Source organism: Bacillus sp. EB106-02-03-XG38 (genome assembly GCF_058792175.1).
In genome coordinates this window covers 734,497-748,372 of record NZ_JBYTED010000003.1, presented here as the reverse complement: position 1 = coordinate 748,372, position 13,876 = coordinate 734,497, and the positions used below count along the sequence as shown (strand labels likewise).

The following is a 13,876-nucleotide window of genomic DNA, read 5'->3' as shown; positions in this document are numbered from 1 at the left end:
AATTTAATTAAAAATAGACCGATGCCTATGTCATCATGCCCACCACTTCATATGATAACAGTGTAGTAAGAACAATGTAGGAGGTCAAAAAACTATGGGTCACGTTGATTGCGGTTTTAGCGGTGGGTTCGCATTACTTGTTGTATTGTTTATTTTACTAATTATTGTAGGGGCAGCTTGCTTCTGCTAATATGAACAATAACGGCTAGGGAAAACTCCCTAGTCGTTTATTGTTCATATTTCTATGATACACTTGTATTTATAACCGTTAAACAGAGGTGAAGAAAATGTATCCTACCGAATACATACAATTTTTAATTCATTTTCACGGAGATCATGATTATTTTGAATGCCACGAAATACTAGAAGAATATTGGAAAGAAAAACCAAGAGGGAATCGTGACAATTACTTAGTCGGCCTCATTCAAATTGCAGTTTCTTTATATCATCAAAGACGCTCTAACTGGAATGGTTCAGAGAAGATGATGAAAAGCGCCATAACAATTTTAGAAAAAAACAGTGCACCTTTACAACGTTTAGGAATACATGCCACACAACTTCTATTCTTACTCAAGGATAGATTGCAATCTATACAGAAAGAAGAAGGTTTTACACCGTTATTTTTACCATTATCAGATACAGCATTAGAGCAGCACTGCATGGAATTATGTCAGAAACAAAACCTCCCTTGGAAAGATGTAAATGCTACTTCTAGTGAATATATCATACATAAGCACACATTACGTGATCGAACAGAGGTCATTGCTGAACGAAATGAACAATTACAAAAAAGAAAGCAGAGATAATAAACTACTTATCTCTGCTTTCACGAATGTATATTTTGTTCAAGCTCTTTACACTTTTTGCAAAAACTTGCCGTTTGCTCATTTCCACAAATTGTAAACTCAAGAAATTTACTCTTTAACTCTTGTACCATCTTCGTCCCAATACCCATATGACGGTGAGATGGGTTCACACTCAAATGCTGAATTTCCAAAACTTGATTGTCTTTTTTTACAATCCCCATTATCCCAACAAAATCTTCATTTTGTTTCCACAAATACAATTGCCAATCATCCTTTGCTTCATAATCTTTCATAGTCAATTGTAATGTTTTCACATCTTTTTCCGTTGGCATAAATGAAAGAAGCCCCATTGCAATCTTTTCATAACTTTTTTTAAAACGAATTAACATAACCCTTATCCCTTCTTACAAAAGTTACAAACTATTAATCCCCTCAACCACTCTTTTCATATCACATTCATTTTACAATATTTTCAACAGAGTGAGAAGGGCTTAAAACAACTTGATAATCATACAAAGCAAAAAGAAGAAAGTCAAATATATGTTTCAGTACTATTTTTCCTAAGTAGATAAAAGAAAAAACACTGTTATATGAAAGCGAAAAGAAACATCCACCACTCATTATCACTTCACGATTCATCTCATGAGAGCAAATGAATTCTAGCAAAATGAATGTAATAAAAAATATTTATTGAAACATGTAATCTAATGTATTCTATGTAATTTGTTAATTTTTTGTTCTCATAAGCAACATATTTTCACTGCAATAACAGTACTACTTGTATCATGTACTGTTATTGACATACACATTCCTATTAAAAAAACAAAAAAGAGAGCAATCGCTCTCTTTTCTCATTACCTTATTCTTCCCAAACTTTAACTTCTTTCATTACATCACCTTGACGCATGTTTAATACTGCTTCAATACCGCTTGTTGCTTTACCGAATACAGTATGTACACCATCTAAATGCGGTTGTGGCTCATGAACGATAAAGAATTGGCTACCACCTGTGTTACGGCCAGCATGAGCCATAGAAAGTGATCCTACAAGGTGTCTATGAGGATTTCCATCAGTTTCACATGGGATAGAGTAACCTGGGCCACCTGCACCTGTTCCTGTTGGATCTCCACCTTGGCTTACGAAGCCAGGAATAACGCGGTGGAATGTCACACCGTCATAAAATCCTTGCTCTGCTAGTTTTTTAAAGTTTTCTACTGTTTTTGGTGCCTCTTCTGGGAAAAATTCTAAATCGATTTTTTCACCATTTTCCATTAATATGTATCCTAAAGTTTTCATACGTATATGTCTCCTTTCAACTATCTCAGCACTATATTACCACATTCATGACTAGAAACAAAAAGAATCCGACAATCTACATACTTCTTTTTTGAAATGTGGAAAAAGCTAGGTGACAAATAAGAAATATATACTATAATAACTGTGTTGCCCGAAAATTTTAGAAAGAGAAAGGGAGCGATTTTTCGTGAAAACGAAATTACTAGCTCTGCTATTAGCTGTAACGGTATTTATGATGCCAACAGCTTCGTTTGCAGACATCATCGAAGGAGAATCAATTGTTACACTAGGAGAAAACTTGTCTGAACAACAAAAACAAGATCTGTTAAAAGAAATGAAAGCACCGAAAGATGCTACAATCATTACTGTGTCTAATGCGGAAGAACATAAATTTCTAGAAGGGATTGTTCCAAAAGCGCAAATTGGTACGAGAGCAATTTCCTCTTCTATGATCACATATACAAAGCCAGGTTCTGGCCTTATTGTACGTTCAAAAAACATTAATTCGATAACAGATGCAATGTACACAAACGCACTTATTACAGCAGGTGTGAAAGATGCAGAAATTCAAATTACTGCACCTTTTAAAGTTTCAGGAACCGCTGCTTTAACAGGTTTAATGAAAGCCTATGAAACAACATCGAACAAAGCAATTCCCGAGGAAGTAAAAAAAGTAGCCAATGAAGAAATGGTGCAAACAGCCGAGCTTGGTGATAAAATTGGTGAAGAAAAAGCAGTTCAACTTGTTGCAAAAATTAAAGAAGAGATTGCCAAAGAGCAGCCAAAAACGACTGAAGATTTACGTTCATTAATTAAAAAAATTGCAGATCAACTTGGTATTACATTAACAGATGAACAGTTAGATAACTTAGTTGCGCTATTTGATAAAATGAAAAATCTTAATATCGATTGGAATCAAGTTGGCAGTCAGTTAAATAAAGCAAAAGAACACGTTTCTGCCTTTTTAGGATCTGAAGAAGGGCAAGGTTTCCTAGATAAAGTGAAAGATTTCTTCTCAAGTATCATTGATTTTGTTAAATCGTTATTCAAATAAAAAGAAGCTCGCTAGTAGCGAGCTTCTTTTTTATACAAGTAACGGCAATTTCATAACAGCTTCTTCGACCGAACGAACAATATGATTTGCCTTCTCCTTCACATATGGATGAGCATGATGGAGAGTAAAAGAATGCGGGGTTACTTCAAACATAGAAATATCATTGAAAGAATCTCCAATACATGCAACTTCATTTGCTTCAATTTGCAAATGTTCCATTAGTCGCCTTAAAGCATTTCCTTTACTTACTCCCCTTGGCATAATGTCAACATAACGTTTACCAGACATAAAAACTTCCGCTTCACTCTGAAATGTATCTCGTAATTCTTGATCTAATGCTGTAATTGTCTCTTCTTCCCCAAAAACAAACAATTTCGCAGGATGTACAGTCTTCCCAAATTCCTCTTCTAATGCTTCTATCTCAGCAATATGCACACCCATATACGTTTCAAAATTATGATGATGTTCATTCTTTCTTTTTGTATACCGTTGCTCATTTGCACAAACAATATCTGCTAGTCCTTTTTTATGGATATATCGATATATTTCCTGGGCAATCCCATCTTCAAAACTTGATTCATGAAATATTTTCCCATCCGGCAGTAACATTGTCGCTCCATTTAAACTAGTTGTGTAATACGGGAATGCGAACCTATTTACGACTTCATCAATTCGATGAGTAAAGCGGCCAGAAGCAAAACAAATATTTGTCCCTTTCTCAGCTAACCAACAAAGTGCACGTTCATCTTCTTTTTGCATATGATTCACATTGTAAACAAGCGTATCATCTAAATCACTTACAAATAATTTAATCATGTCCTCTTCCCCTTCCATACACAATATCTACTCTAAGTGTACACAAAAAATGTTTGATTTTTGTTAAAAAACAATAAATTTTTGCTAAAAAAATAAACGGGTGTATAATCCCGTTTATTTTTGTCTTTTTACATTTTGAGGTCTTACGATACTTGGTCGTACTTTTAAACTAGACATCGTCGGACGGAGTAGAATTTTTGTTAATGCGCCCCAATCAAATGGTAAAAACGGCCATAAGTATGGTGTTTGTAAACTTTTGATAGACGTTAAAAATAAAATCAATATCGTCATACCAATTACAAATCCCATCTCATGGAAGAGACCTGTCAAAATAATAACAAACAATTTTCCAACCTTATTTCCGAGTCCTAATTCATAACTCGGTGTTGCATATGCACCGATCATAGAAACCGCAACATACAAAATAACTTCTGGTACAAACAAACCTACATCGATTGCTATTTGACCAATTAATATGGCGGAAATTAATCCTGCTGCAGACGATAACGGCGTTGGAGTATGAATGGCCGCCATCCTTAGAAACTCAAGTCCGACCTCTGCCATTAACACCTGTAATAGAATTGGTAAATGCGTCATCTTAGTCGGTCCGATGAAAGCAAGATTTTCTGGTAAAAGAGTTGGATCAAATACAAACACTAACCAAAACGGTAGTAAAAATAAGGAGAATAAGACACCTAAAAAGCGTACCCAGCGTAAAAATGTCCCAACAGCTGGATTTTGTCTAAACTCTTCTGCGTGCTGTAAATGGTGGAAATATGTTGTTGGAGTAATCATAGCGCTCGGTGATGTATCCACTAGTACTAACACATGTCCTTCTAATAAATGATTTGCTGCTACATCTGGTCTTTCTGTATATCGAATAAGTGGGAATGGGTTATAGCTTTGCTTTACAACAAATTCTTCCACTGTTTTATCAGCCATCGTAATTCCATCGACATCGATGTTATTTAATTCTTGTTTTATAATCTTTATTAAATCAGGATTTGCAACATCTTGTACATATGTAATACAAATATCTGTCTGCGATCTATCTCCTACTCGAATCATTTCATTTCGAAGACGTGGGTCACGTATTCTTCTACGAATTAACGCTGTATTTACAACGATATTTTCAACAAATCCATCCCTTGCACCACGCACTACCTTTTCTGTATCTGGTTCTGTCGGTGTCCGGCCAGGATAACTACGAACATCTATTGCGAACGCTTCCGTTTCACCTTCCACAAATATAATGATGAGTCCTGATAATACTTGGAGCATTACCTCATCCATCGTTTTCACTTTACTTACTTGTTGATGAATTAAACGATTCTCTAGAAGCTTCACTGTATCTTCTTCTACATCCCTTATTTCATTTGTATCCACCGCTTCTTCTAAAATAGGGATAATATAATTCGTATCACAAAGTCCATTTACAAACAACACACCAATTTCTTTATTTAAAATTTGAAATTTACGAATGCCAACATCGTATGTAACACCCAGTCCAGCTGTTTGCTTTAAGTAATTTTCATTATCACTTATGAAAGATGAAATTGGGATATCCACTTTTTTAGGCTTCGTCATAAAATCCACTCCTTTCCAAAATTAACTGAATTGCTTTTTTAGTAATTGGTGATCCTCTCTCCCATTCATCATTTCCACACATCTTACCAATATCACCAATTCCAACGATGACAGGAACATTCAAATCGTCTAAACAATAAATTGTATCTCCGCTAATTCTGCCAATTTCACCATCTGGAAGCCCGAATTTATCCACACCATATTCGGTTAAGTTCCCGTTTCGATCTACATTTACATCTACGCGTGCCCATTCCCAATGATGTGTATTTGACGCTACCGCCAAAATCCCAAGTACATCAATTTGCTTATGCGTAGCTACATATTTTAAAGCTTTTTCACCGGATCCTTCTCCAATAAATCCGCTGTCATCAAACATGACAAATACAGGGTCATATGGCGTTTGCATAATAAGCTCAACAACTTTCTTCCCTGTCAATTTGGTTGGATTACTTTGTGATGCCGAAATACACCTTCCCCCAAATTCCTTCGTTAAAAGCTCAATTGTTCGCTTTGCATATTCATCTCCATCTGTGACCAAAATAACCCTTCGTCTCATTTGATTTATCCTTTCGGTTTACATATAAGTGCTACAAAAAATGAAAATAATATCGCTGCTGAAATGCCGGCAGACGTTAAACTAAACATACCCATACCAATCCCTATATATCCGTGTTTTTCTGCCGCATGCATTGCTCCGTGTAATAGTGAATGTCCAAAACTTGTAATAGGAACTGTCGCACCAGCACCAGCAAACTTTATGAGCTTATCATATAATCCAAAGCCATCTAACACTGCTCCTATAACTACAAAGGTAGCCATTAAATGGGCTGGTGTTAACTTTGCGAAATCTAATAATAATTGTCCAATTACACAAATAGCGCCTCCTACAAGAAATGCATATATAAAATCCACAATTCACTCCCCCTTCACTCTCTCAAATACGACACCATGCGCAATGGTTGGAATTGTTTCTTTCTGCTGCATCATCATCGGACTTAATAACGCGCCAGTAGCGACGACAAAAATTCGTTGTAAGTTCCCTTTTTGCATCTCTCTTAATAAATGACCATATGTGACAACAGCTGAACAAGCACAGCCACTACCACCGGCAAATACTTCTTCTTGATCAGAATCATAAATCATTAATCCACAATCATTATATATATGCCCAAGATCATAACCGTCTTCCAGCAACAGTTGTTTTGCAATTGGTGTACCAATAGCTGATAAATCACCGGTAACAATCAAGTCATAATCATCGGCACTTCTCTTCAAATCTTCAAAGTGTTGCTGAATTGTATGAGCAGCAGCTGGCGCCATCGCTGAACCCATATCTAAAGGATTCGCAATTCCTAAATCTTGCACTTTTCCAATCGTAGCTGCCGTAATTTTAATAGCACTTTTTTCTTTACTAATTAATATGGATCCCGCACCTGTAACAGTGGAATTTGCTGTTCCTGGTTTTTGGCCCCCATACTCGGTTGGATAACGGAACTGCCTTTCAGCCGTTGCATTATGACTACTTACCGTCGCTAAAACACGATTTGCGAAACCACCATCTATAAAGGCGGACCCAACTGCTAAAGTCTCCATTGAAGTCGCACAAGCGCTGAACATCCCTAAAAAGGGAATCCCCCACTTACGCGCAACATAATTTGCTGTCACTGTTTGATTTAATAAATCACCCGCTAAAAAGAAATCAATTTGTGATGGTTCTATATTTCCTTTTTGCACAACTTGCTGAATTGAATCTGACATTAATCTCCGTTCAGCAAGTTCCCAGTTCTCCTCTCCGCAATGTAAATCATCATATGAAATATCAAAATCCTTTCCAAGAGGGCCTTCAGCTTCTTTCGGACCGACAGCAGTACCGGTTGCATTCACATAAATATCATTTTGAAATACCCACGTTTGTTTTCCAGTCAACCTCATACTAGCCCTCCTTTAAGACATAAAAATGTTAAAAGTATATCTTATTAACCCAATAACGTATGCCCCAACGACCCCAAAAACGATAACACTTCCCGCTAACTTAAACATATTTGTAGCAATCCCAAGCACAATTCCTTCACTCTTATGTTCTAGCGCAGCGCTCGCCATAGAATTCGCAAATCCCGTAACGGGTACGGCCGATCCAGCTCCAGCAAATTGACCAATTTTATCATATACACCACAACCTGTTAAAATCGCTGACAATAATACAAGAGTGGCAACCGTAGGATTTCCTGCCTCTTGTTCACTAAAATGAAAATAATGTATATAAAATTTCATCAATACTTCCCCGATTGTACAAATGAGTCCACCTACAAGAAATGCTTTAACACAATTTATGAAATAATTTGGTTTCGGATGGTACTCCTTCACTTTATTTACGTAATCATCCTTTAATTTTCGCCCTGTCATTTATATATTGCCTCCTACTTTACGAAATAAATCCAGTGAAACAACGAGCCTATTACTTTTCCAAGTACAAGAGCAACGAGCAAAACAACAATTTTCCCCTCTACCCCTACTCGTTTCGCTAAAATAGGTAGAACATTTAACACTTCTGTTAATGCGGCTGCAAGCATTCCAATGAATGTACCACAAAATATACCTAATATAACAAGCCAATATTGCGATGTTTGAAATGTAATGTTTTTCAAACTACACCAAGCTCCTGTTAAAGTACCTGCAATAACGGCCCACTCAAAATATTGAATGTGCTTCCCACTTCTCGTTAATTGAGCTAGCCGGGGGATTATACCAAGTACAGCTAAAAACGCGACATATCCGCTACCTACTGCAATTCCTCCCGCTAAACCAATTAAAATAACAAATCCAGACTCAATCATCGGCAAGTTGTTTCATATTGTCCTTGTTTTCATGAACAATTACATATTGGTCAAGTGATTGCTGGTATTGGAACATCTCCACTTCTAACGGACTCGGCTCTTCATTAATTCGCTTTTGAAATACATGATTAAAAAATAAGACCATACCTAACCCAAGACCTAATGAATACGGAATTTGAAATAAAAGTGGCTGCGCCTTAAATTCTCCCGTAATCATGTAATATAAACGTTGGTGCACTTGTTGCATACTTACATCTTCATGAAAATAAATGATCGCAAGAGCCGCTCCAATGAAAAGTAACAACCATACAAGTCCGAAGAAAATCGGATGTACTTTCTTTTTTTCATATATAATTTCAACAAGAGTTTGTCCAGAACCGAGTAAATTAATTTGTATATCGGCCGCTTTCCTTTGAATAATCTCAATTATTTTCATAACATCAATTACAACGTGCGTCTTATCATGCGCTGTTATTTTGTAAACTATCTCATCCTGTAACGACTGAACTACAAGAGCATCTCCCGCAAGTTGAGCAACATCACCCAGCTTTACTTCATACGTAGGAGAAACTTTTAATCGATTACGCATTTTAATATAAATTGTTTGTTCCAATTTCCATTCACCTCTTCACTCTTCCTCGTAGTTGTAGTATGGTTATTGAATTTTTTTCTAATACAATTTTTTCACAAAAAAAATCTGTACCATTTCGGTACAGATGTTTTTTTGTTTATGCCTTTTTCCTAAATAAATTTGCAATACTTAATGCGAGTCCTCCCCAAATGACTACAATACCAATAACCATCATCATAATCGCTGATCCACTCATTATGAAACACCCCGATCTTTCCATTCTTTTTCAAGCTTAGCAGAATCTGAATGTATTTGTGAATTCCATTTCTTTAGACTAATGATTAGCGCAACGATTAAGAACGCTGCTGCAATTGACCAACCATACGTTACGACAAACTCCGTTGGATAATCTCCGTAGTTCTTTTGAATATTTTGGATTGTACCATCAATTAACATGTATCCTAACATAAGCGGAGTTATAACGAGTAAACTTACTCTCCAAAACGTGCCTAATTTAATATCAGATACGAAGTTTGCATGATTTTGGTAAACTGGTAAACGGCGTAAAATGAGCCCTATTGTAACTACTTCTACTAATGCAATTGAAATTAATCCGAAGTTATTAGCGAAATAATCAACAACATCTAGGAACATAAGCCCGCCACGTGTTGCAAAAACAAGAGAAACGAGTACGAGAAGCGTCCCCATAATACCAATTGTTTTTTGGCGGCTTAAGCTAAACTTTTCAGATACAGCAGCGAAACATACTTCTGCAAGTGAAATGAGAGATGTAATTCCAGCAACCGTTAATGATAAGAAGAATAATACGCCAAATAACGGTGACATCGGTAATTCATTAATAATTTGCGGGAACACTACGAACGCAAGTCCTACACCAGCACTTGCTACTTTATCAACCGGTACTCCCATATTGTTTGCCATAAATCCAAGAGCTGCAAAGACCCCAATCCCTGCTAATAATTCAAAACCTGAGTTTGCAAAACCAGTAATAAAAGCGTTATTTGTTGTATCCGAATTTTTTGGTAAATAACTAGAATACGTAATCATAATTCCAAATGCTAAAGATAAGCTAAAGAAAATTTGGCCGTAAGCAGCAAGCCATACCTTCCCATCAAAAATACGACTCCAATCTGGTTTAAAGAATGCATCTAATCCTTGCATCGCACCTTCCATCGTTACCGCACGAACTACGATAATAAGGAACATAACAACTAGTAATGGAATGAAAATACGGTTCACAACTTCAATTCCTTTTTTTACTCCTTTGAATGCAACGCCAAGCACAATTATCCAAACAAGAGCTAATGGAATTAATACTTCCGGTACGAGCCCTCCAAACTGCCCTGGCTTATCTGCAACATGTAAGTACTCTTTAAATAAAAATGATTGCGTGTCTTTCCCCCATGCTCCAGTAATCGCAAAATACGTATATGAAATAGACCAAGCAATAATTACTGCATAATATGTTGAAACGATAAACGTTACACACATTTGCCACCAGCCGATGAATTCAGCACGTGGACTAATACGGTAGAACGTAAGTGGCGCGGAACCACGATGACGATGCCCAAGAGCAAATTCAAACGCCAATAATGAAATACCCGTCGTTAATAATGCGAATAAGTACGGTAAAAAGAATGCGCCTCCTCCATTTTCATACGCTGTATAAGGAAAACGCCATATGTTTCCTAATCCAACGGCAGAGCCGACCGCTGCGAAAATAAATCCAGCCCTCGTTCCCCATTGTTGCCTCGTTTCCATATTTCCTTCCCCCTTTGTGACAAGTTCATAATTGGATTATATTTTAAATTTACTAAATTATCAATATATTCTGTTAATTTTTACGAAAGTTTATAATCTCCTTCTATTAGATTCAAAAAAAGATCGAATAGATAGCTATTCATCTATTCGATCTTTCATCTGTTTTAATATTTTCTTTTCAAGTCTTGAAACTTGTACTTGCGAAATACCTATGCGCTCTGCTACTTCTGATTGGGTTTGATCTTTATAGTAGCGTAAATACACAATTAAACGCTCTCGCTCATCTAGTTCTCTAATTGCTTCTTTTAAAGCAATTTTATCAAACCATTTCGTTTCAGATTGATCAGCAATTTGATCTAAAATAGTGATTGGATCCCCGTCGTTTTCATACACCGTTTCGTGTATGGATGAAGGAGCACGACTCGCTTCTTGTGCAAGAACGACTTCCTCTGGCGTTAGTTCTAACGCTTCAGCTACTTCATTAATCGTTGGAGCCCTTCCGAATTCTTTCGAAAGCTCGTCTCTCATCTTCCGAATTTTATTTCCTGTTTCTTTTAAAGATCTACTTACTTTCACTGATCCATCATCACGTAAAAATCGCTGTATTTCCCCAATTATCATTGGAACTGCATATGTTGAAAATTTCACGTCGAAAGATAAATCAAATTTATCTACCGATTTTAAGAGCCCAATACATCCAATTTGAAATAAATCGTCTGGTTCGTATCCTCGATTAAGAAAACGCTGCACAACCGACCATACGAGACGCATATTACTTTGAACGATTGTATCTCTCGCTTGTTGATCTCCATCTTGACTTTGTTGAATTAACGCTTTTAGCTCGTGGTCCTTTAACTGAGGTTTCTTCTTCTCATTTTTGACCTCTATGTCCATAGGCTATTCTCCTTAATTGCATAGAGCGTTACTATTTGATAAGTATTTTGTCAAATGGATTGTTGTCCCGAAAGATTCGTTTGAAATAACTTCTACTTCATCCATAAAATTTTCCATGATAGTAAATCCCATTCCGGAACGCTCTAATTCAGGTTTAGTTGTAAAAAGGGGTTGTCTCGCTTCATCTAAATCAAAGATGCCAATCCCTTCATCTCGAATCGTGAGTTTCACCATTGCTTCTTCCAAAATTACAGAAATATAAACAACACCTTCTGCATTTCCTTCGTACCCATGAATAATTGCATTTGTAACTGCTTCTGACACAACTGTTTTAATCTCTGTAAGTTCTTCCATCGTTGGGTCTAGTTGCGCAATGAAAGCAGCTACCGTAACACGAGCGAACGATTCATTTTGACTTAATGCTGAAAATTGAAGGTTCATTTCATTTCTCATTTATGCCACCCCCAACGTCGCGAGCGCATGCGCTTCACTTTCTTCTAAACGAACAATTTTAAATAAGCCCGACATTTCAAATAAACGTTTAACAGGCGGTGAAATTGCACAAACAACCATTTCTCCACCTAATCCCTTTACATGCTTATATCGGCCTAATATAACCCCTAAACCAGAACTATCCATAAACGATAAGTTCTCTAGGCTCAAAACAATATGATGAACACCACGTGTCTCAATCATATCTGTTACTTTCGTTCGCAACTCTTCAGCAGTATGATGATCTAATTCACCCGCTAGTCTCACACATAGGACGTCACGTTTTACTTCTAATTGCATGGAAAGACTCACACGATTTCCTCCTTATGCTCAAACTTTACTCATTTTACATACATAAAGATTTTCGTGATACAACATAAGAATCCTTCTTACTGACAAAAGAAGAACTATTTCGCCATAAAGTGAAACCATTCAGCAATTATTTACTTACATACGAATAGAAAAGCGGCAAAATATTTGCCGCTATTTTGATGTTGAAAACATCCCAAAACTTCTTTTAAATAACTCCCACCAGCTCGCTGCAGCAACATCTTCTTTTGCTACAATTGTTTGTTTTAGTAAAACATCTTTATCTTTTTTAATAACAAGTGTACCAAGTGCATCGCCCTTTTTAATTGGCGCTTTCACTTTCTTTTCAGCAATAACTTCTTGCTTTACTTTGTCCATATTTTCGCCCTTCTTCATAAGAAGAGACACATTGTCTGACGCAACTAAATCTACTTTTTCTTTTTTCCCTTTTCCTACTTGGACAGTCTTAATTTTTTCGCCTCGTGTATACAATTTCTTTGTCATATATTGACCAAATGCGTAGTCAAGAAGCTTCGTTACTTGATTGTTCCGTTCTTTCGATGTAGGTGCTCCCATAACAACTGAAATAACACGCATCCCATTCTTTTCAGCCGATGCTGTTAAACAATATTTCGCTTCTGTCGTAAAGCCCGTTTTCACACCATCTACTCCCGGATAAAAACGTACTAACTTATTCGTATTAACGAGCCAAAATTTCTTATCCGTATCTTCACGTAAATAGTCTTCGTATTTACCTGTGTATTTGCGAATAAGTGGGTATTTCATCAATTCTTTCGCCATTATAGCCATATCGTTCGCTGTAGAATAATGGTCTTTAGCCGGAAGACCTGTTGGATTTTGAAAATGAGTATTTTTCAGTCCTAAGTCTTTCGCTTTTTTGTTCATCATATTTACAAAACCTTCTTCTGAACCAGCGATATGCTCCGCTACTGCAACAGACGCATCATTTCCTGATGCGATTGCAATCCCCTTTAGCATTTCATTTACAGTCATCTCTTCTCCAGGCTCTAAAAAGATTTGTGATCCACCCATTGAAGCCGCATGCTCACTTGCTCTAACTTTATCGGTCAGTTTTAGTTTTCCTTTTTCAACTTGTTCCATAATTAATAGCATTGTCATAATCTTCGTCATACTAGCAGGTGGTAACTTCTCATTTGGATTTTTATCAAACAAAACTTTACCTGTATCTTGTTCAATTACAATTGCTGATGACGCTTGTTCCGCTAACTTCGGCGTTGTTTCTTCTGTTTTCTCCTGCTTCGTCTTCTCAGATTGTGCGAAACTAACTGAAGTACCAGAAAGCAATAACATGAAACAAACAATTATTCCAAAAACTCGCTTCATGACTAACCCTCCATTCTATATCAGACCTATTTTTCCCAATTTATTATTTTTTAATACCATATTTTTCTA

The 13,876-nt window shown here is 36.6% G+C and carries 20 protein-coding genes; 3 read left to right on the top strand and 17 right to left on the bottom strand.

Annotated elements, in window-relative coordinates; translation table 11 throughout:
• The first annotated feature begins 94 nt into the window (after positions 1–94).
• Positions 95–190 (top strand): YjcZ family sporulation protein, encoded by a 96-nt coding sequence (locus AC3WTI_RS18495; RefSeq protein ID WP_000510194.1) that lies wholly within the window; start codon positions 95–97, stop codon positions 188–190.
• Positions 191–287: 97 nt separating this feature from the next.
• Positions 288–806 (top strand): DUF309 domain-containing protein, encoded by a 519-nt coding sequence (locus AC3WTI_RS18490; protein ID WP_087956826.1) that lies wholly within the window; start codon positions 288–290, stop codon positions 804–806.
• Positions 807–826: 20 nt separating this feature from the next.
• On the opposite strand, the gene ribT is transcribed toward AC3WTI_RS18490, so the two are convergent.
• The 3 genes from ribT to AC3WTI_RS18475 form a co-directional block, all read right to left on the bottom strand.
• A complete protein-coding gene (gene ribT, locus AC3WTI_RS18485; RefSeq protein ID WP_087956827.1) occupies positions 827–1,195 on the bottom strand; it encodes a GNAT family N-acetyltransferase RibT in 369 nt (122 codons plus the stop codon).
• Between the two features lie 67 nt (positions 1,196–1,262).
• On the bottom strand, positions 1,263–1,445 hold the full coding sequence (locus AC3WTI_RS18480) for a hypothetical protein (protein WP_087956828.1): 183 nt from the start codon (positions 1,443–1,445) through the stop codon (positions 1,263–1,265).
• Positions 1,446–1,665: 220 nt separating this feature from the next.
• On the bottom strand, positions 1,666–2,103 hold the full coding sequence (locus AC3WTI_RS18475; protein ID WP_048530868.1) for a peptidylprolyl isomerase: 438 nt from the start codon (positions 2,101–2,103) through the stop codon (positions 1,666–1,668).
• Between the two features lie 187 nt (positions 2,104–2,290).
• On the opposite strand from AC3WTI_RS18475, the gene AC3WTI_RS18470 reads away from it, so the two are divergent.
• Positions 2,291–3,157, top strand: coding sequence for a DUF1002 domain-containing protein (locus tag AC3WTI_RS18470; RefSeq protein WP_048530871.1), 867 nt, complete (start codon positions 2,291–2,293; stop codon positions 3,155–3,157).
• Between the two features lie 30 nt (positions 3,158–3,187).
• Here the strand turns inward: AC3WTI_RS18470 and AC3WTI_RS18465 are convergent, their stop codons facing one another.
• The 14 genes from AC3WTI_RS18465 to dacF form a co-directional block, all read right to left on the bottom strand.
• Complete coding sequence (locus tag AC3WTI_RS18465) at positions 3,188–3,991, bottom strand: Cof-type HAD-IIB family hydrolase (RefSeq protein WP_142286698.1); 804 nt, start codon at positions 3,989–3,991, stop codon at positions 3,188–3,190.
• Positions 3,992–4,087: 96 nt separating this feature from the next.
• Entirely contained in the window at positions 4,088–5,560 is a 1,473-nt protein-coding gene (spoVAF, locus tag AC3WTI_RS18460) for a spore germination protein SpoVAF (RefSeq protein ID WP_087956830.1), read from the bottom strand.
• Positions 5,547–6,116 (bottom strand): stage V sporulation protein SpoVABEA, encoded by a 570-nt coding sequence (gene spoVAEA / locus AC3WTI_RS18455; RefSeq protein ID WP_048530877.1) that lies wholly within the window; start codon positions 6,114–6,116, stop codon positions 5,547–5,549. Before spoVAEA ends, spoVAF begins: the two co-directional genes overlap by 14 nt.
• Before the next feature lie 5 nt (positions 6,117–6,121).
• Positions 6,122–6,472, bottom strand: a complete 351-nt coding sequence (gene spoVAE, locus AC3WTI_RS18450) for a stage V sporulation protein AE (RefSeq protein ID WP_087956831.1) — start codon at positions 6,470–6,472, stop codon at positions 6,122–6,124.
• A gap of 3 nt (positions 6,473–6,475) precedes the next feature.
• Positions 6,476–7,492: a stage V sporulation protein AD gene (gene spoVAD / locus AC3WTI_RS18445; RefSeq protein ID WP_097841181.1), complete on the bottom strand. Its 1,017-nt coding sequence runs from the start codon at positions 7,490–7,492 to the stop codon at positions 6,476–6,478.
• Positions 7,493–7,504: 12 nt separating this feature from the next.
• On the bottom strand, positions 7,505–7,963 hold the full coding sequence (spoVAC, locus tag AC3WTI_RS18440; RefSeq protein ID WP_087956833.1) for a stage V sporulation protein AC: 459 nt from the start codon (positions 7,961–7,963) through the stop codon (positions 7,505–7,507).
• Positions 7,964–7,977: 14 nt separating this feature from the next.
• Complete coding sequence (gene spoVAB / locus AC3WTI_RS18435; protein WP_000572939.1) at positions 7,978–8,394, bottom strand: stage V sporulation protein SpoVAB; 417 nt, start codon at positions 8,392–8,394, stop codon at positions 7,978–7,980.
• The gene (gene spoVAA / locus AC3WTI_RS18430; protein ID WP_087956834.1) at positions 8,387–9,007 is read right to left on the bottom strand and encodes a stage V sporulation protein SpoVAA; all 621 of its coding nucleotides are present in this window, start codon (positions 9,005–9,007) and stop codon (positions 8,387–8,389) included. Before spoVAA ends, spoVAB begins: the two co-directional genes overlap by 8 nt.
• 115 nt (positions 9,008–9,122) lie before the next feature.
• Entirely contained in the window at positions 9,123–9,221 is a 99-nt protein-coding gene (locus AC3WTI_RS18425; RefSeq protein ID WP_087956835.1) for a methionine/alanine import family NSS transporter small subunit, read from the bottom strand.
• Positions 9,221–10,747 carry a sodium-dependent transporter gene (locus AC3WTI_RS18420; RefSeq protein WP_097841183.1) on the bottom strand — a complete coding sequence of 509 codons (1,527 nt, stop codon included), beginning with the start codon at positions 10,745–10,747 and terminating at the stop codon, positions 9,221–9,223. The genes AC3WTI_RS18425 and AC3WTI_RS18420 overlap by 1 nt, the downstream gene beginning before the upstream one ends.
• Before the next feature lie 135 nt (positions 10,748–10,882).
• Complete coding sequence (sigF, locus tag AC3WTI_RS18415; protein ID WP_000350734.1) at positions 10,883–11,641, bottom strand: RNA polymerase sporulation sigma factor SigF; 759 nt, start codon at positions 11,639–11,641, stop codon at positions 10,883–10,885.
• A 12-nt stretch (positions 11,642–11,653) separates the two neighbouring features.
• On the bottom strand, positions 11,654–12,094 hold the full coding sequence (spoIIAB, locus tag AC3WTI_RS18410) for an anti-sigma F factor (protein ID WP_001243399.1): 441 nt from the start codon (positions 12,092–12,094) through the stop codon (positions 11,654–11,656).
• Positions 12,095–12,445, bottom strand: a complete 351-nt coding sequence (gene spoIIAA / locus AC3WTI_RS18405) for an anti-sigma F factor antagonist (protein ID WP_048530890.1) — start codon at positions 12,443–12,445, stop codon at positions 12,095–12,097. It abuts the gene before it with no gap.
• Between the two features lie 171 nt (positions 12,446–12,616).
• Positions 12,617–13,807: a serine-type D-Ala-D-Ala carboxypeptidase DacF gene (gene dacF / locus AC3WTI_RS18400; RefSeq protein WP_097841184.1), complete on the bottom strand. Its 1,191-nt coding sequence runs from the start codon at positions 13,805–13,807 to the stop codon at positions 12,617–12,619.
• Positions 13,808–13,876: the final 69 nt, after the last annotated feature.

Excerpts from the sequence above, each read along its gene's own strand:
- spoVAF (WP_087956830.1), bottom strand. The coding sequence starts at position 5,560 with ATGACGAAGCCTAAAAAAGTGGATATCCCAATTTCATCTTTCATAAGT.
- AC3WTI_RS18475 (WP_048530868.1), bottom strand. The coding sequence starts at position 2,103 with ATGAAAACTTTAGGATACATATTAATGGAAAATGGTGAAAAAATCGAT.
- spoIIAB (WP_001243399.1), bottom strand. The coding sequence starts at position 12,094 with ATGAGAAATGAAATGAACCTTCAATTTTCAGCATTAAGTCAAAATGAA.
- spoVAC (WP_087956833.1), bottom strand. The coding sequence starts at position 7,963 with ATGACAGGGCGAAAATTAAAGGATGATTACGTAAATAAAGTGAAGGAG.
- AC3WTI_RS18495 (WP_000510194.1), top strand. The coding sequence starts at position 95 with ATGGGTCACGTTGATTGCGGTTTTAGCGGTGGGTTCGCATTACTTGTT.
- AC3WTI_RS18425 (WP_087956835.1), bottom strand. The coding sequence starts at position 9,221 with ATGAGTGGATCAGCGATTATGATGATGGTTATTGGTATTGTAGTCATT.
- dacF (WP_097841184.1), bottom strand. The coding sequence starts at position 13,807 with ATGAAGCGAGTTTTTGGAATAATTGTTTGTTTCATGTTATTGCTTTCT.
- spoVAD (WP_097841181.1), bottom strand. The coding sequence starts at position 7,492 with ATGAGGTTGACTGGAAAACAAACGTGGGTATTTCAAAATGATATTTAT.
- AC3WTI_RS18480 (WP_087956828.1), bottom strand. The coding sequence starts at position 1,445 with ATGAATCGTGAAGTGATAATGAGTGGTGGATGTTTCTTTTCGCTTTCA.
- sigF (WP_000350734.1), bottom strand. The coding sequence starts at position 11,641 with ATGGACATAGAGGTCAAAAATGAGAAGAAGAAACCTCAGTTAAAGGAC.
- spoVAB (WP_000572939.1), bottom strand. The coding sequence starts at position 8,394 with ATGATTGAGTCTGGATTTGTTATTTTAATTGGTTTAGCGGGAGGAATT.
- AC3WTI_RS18465 (WP_142286698.1), bottom strand. The coding sequence starts at position 3,991 with ATGGAAGGGGAAGAGGACATGATTAAATTATTTGTAAGTGATTTAGAT.
- ribT (WP_087956827.1), bottom strand. The coding sequence starts at position 1,195 with ATGTTAATTCGTTTTAAAAAAAGTTATGAAAAGATTGCAATGGGGCTT.
- AC3WTI_RS18420 (WP_097841183.1), bottom strand. The coding sequence starts at position 10,747 with ATGGAAACGAGGCAACAATGGGGAACGAGGGCTGGATTTATTTTCGCA.
- AC3WTI_RS18490 (WP_087956826.1), top strand. The coding sequence starts at position 288 with ATGTATCCTACCGAATACATACAATTTTTAATTCATTTTCACGGAGAT.
- spoVAEA (WP_048530877.1), bottom strand. The coding sequence starts at position 6,116 with ATGAGACGAAGGGTTATTTTGGTCACAGATGGAGATGAATATGCAAAG.